Origin of the sequence: Flavobacterium sp., assembly GCF_040382755.1 — a bacterium.
In the GTDB taxonomy this organism is placed as follows: Bacteria; Bacteroidota; Bacteroidia; order Flavobacteriales; family Flavobacteriaceae; genus Flavobacterium.
Genome location: NZ_JBEIET010000229.1, coordinates 1 through 1,910, shown reverse-complemented (window position 1 = coordinate 1,910; position 1,910 = coordinate 1). Strand labels below are relative to the sequence as shown.

Sequence of the window (1,910 nt, the reverse complement as noted above, 5' to 3'; positions counted from 1 at the left end):
TTTTAGTACTCAAGGCGGGACTTGAACCCGCACGGGCATTACTACCCACTGGATTTTAAGTCCAGCGTGTCTACCAATTCCACCACTCAAGCATGTCTGCTTTTTGAATTTTTTTTGTTAATTTTTAGAAAAAATTAATTAAAGTTATTCTCAAGCATTATATCGTGTAAACACAATAATTGGTATTTTTATTTTTGAGCGAAAAACGGGGCTCGAACCCGCGACCTCGACCTTGGCAAGGTCGCGCTCTACCAGCTGAGCTATTTTCGCGATTTTTAATGAACGTTGCAATTCTTTCGTATTGCGAGTGCAAATATAGTACATATTTTTATTCTCACAAGTACTTTTAATAAAAATGTACAATCTTTTTTTTAATGATTTGAAAGTGAAAAAGTTATATTAATTTATTTTTTAGTTAACATTCTTTTAATTTCATTTAATTTCATTAATGCTTCAACGGGAGTTAACGTATTGATATCAATATTCATAATTTCTTCTTTAAGTTCTTCTAATAAAGGATCATCTAAATTGAAAAAACTCAATTGCAATTCCTCTTTTTCAGATCTAATTCCGTTTAGGGCTTCTCCGGAATGGTCTTTCTCTAATTTTTTTAATATTTTTTGTGCTTTTTGAATCACAGTTTGTGGCATTCCAGCCATTTTTGCTACGTGAATACCAAAGCTATGTTCGCTTCCTCCTTTTACTAATTTTCTAATAAATAAGACGGTATCTTTTAGTTCTTTAACAGAAACGTTGAAATTTTGTATTCGCGTAAAAATCGCTTCCATTTCATTTAACTCGTGATAATGCGTTGCGAAAAGTGTTTTTGCCTTACTTGGGTGTTCGTGTAAATATTCGGCAATAGCCCAAGCGATTGAAATACCGTCATATGTTGAGGTTCCTCTTCCAATTTCGTCTAACAACACCAAACTTCTATCGGAAATATTATTCAAAATAGAAGCCGTTTCATTCATTTCTACCATAAAAGTAGATTCTCCCATCGAAATGTTATCACTTGCACCTACACGCGTAAAAATTTTATCCACAACTCCCATTCTTACTTGTGCTGCAGGGACAAAACTTCCCATTTGGGCAAGTAAAACAATCAAAGCCGTTTGTCGTAAAATTGCTGATTTTCCAGACATATTTGGTCCCGTAATCATAATTAATTGCTGAGTTTCTCGGTCTAAAAAAACATCATTTGATATGTAAGGCGTTCCTACCGGAAGTTGTTTTTCAATTACTGGATGGCGTCCTTCTTTAATTTCTAAATCAAAGGTTTCATCTATTTCAGGTTGCACATATTTATTTTCAAATGCCATTTGTGCAAAACTTTGTAAACAATCTATTTGAGCGATTAATGCAGCATTTAACTGAACGGGTTTGATATATGTAGCCATCCAATTGACCAATTGTTCGTACAACATACTTTCAAGTTGCGAAATTTTATCTTCTGCACCTAAAATTTTCGACTCGTATTCTTTTAATTCTTCTGTAATATATCGTTCTGCATTTACTAATGTTTGCTTTCTAATCCATTCCGAAGGCACTTTGTCTTTATGCGTATTTCGTACTTCAATATAGTATCCAAAAACATTATTAAACGATATTTTTAAGGAAGGAATACCTGTACTCTCACTTTCGCGTTTTTCCAACGCTTCTAAAAAGCCTTTTCCAGTAGAAGAAATGGTTCGTAATTCATCTAATTCTGTGTTTACTCCAACTGCAATGGCATTTCCTTTGTTAATGGCTACTGGCGCATCAGGATTTAAAGTTGTTCCTATTTTTTCTCGTAACAATTCGCAAGAATGCAAACTATCGCCAATGGTTTTTAGAGCTTCGTTTTTAGATTGCAACGCCAACGTTTTAATTGGAATAATTGCCTCTAACGAATCTTTTAAGTGAATGAC

1 protein-coding gene and 2 tRNA genes are annotated in these 1,910 nt (G+C 33.9%); all 3 read right to left on the bottom strand.

Annotation, left to right across the window (positions count from 1 at the left end):
* Positions 1 to 6 precede the first annotated feature (6 nt).
* A tRNA-Leu gene (locus tag ABWO04_RS11560) sits at positions 7 to 92 on the bottom strand.
* 105 nt (positions 93 to 197) lie between these two features.
* Positions 198 to 270: transfer RNA gene (locus ABWO04_RS11555), tRNA-Gly, on the bottom strand.
* 134 nt (positions 271 to 404) lie between these two features.
* The coding region (gene mutS, locus ABWO04_RS11550) for a DNA mismatch repair protein MutS (protein WP_353079839.1) at positions 405 to 1,910 on the bottom strand (1,506 nt) is incomplete at its 5' end.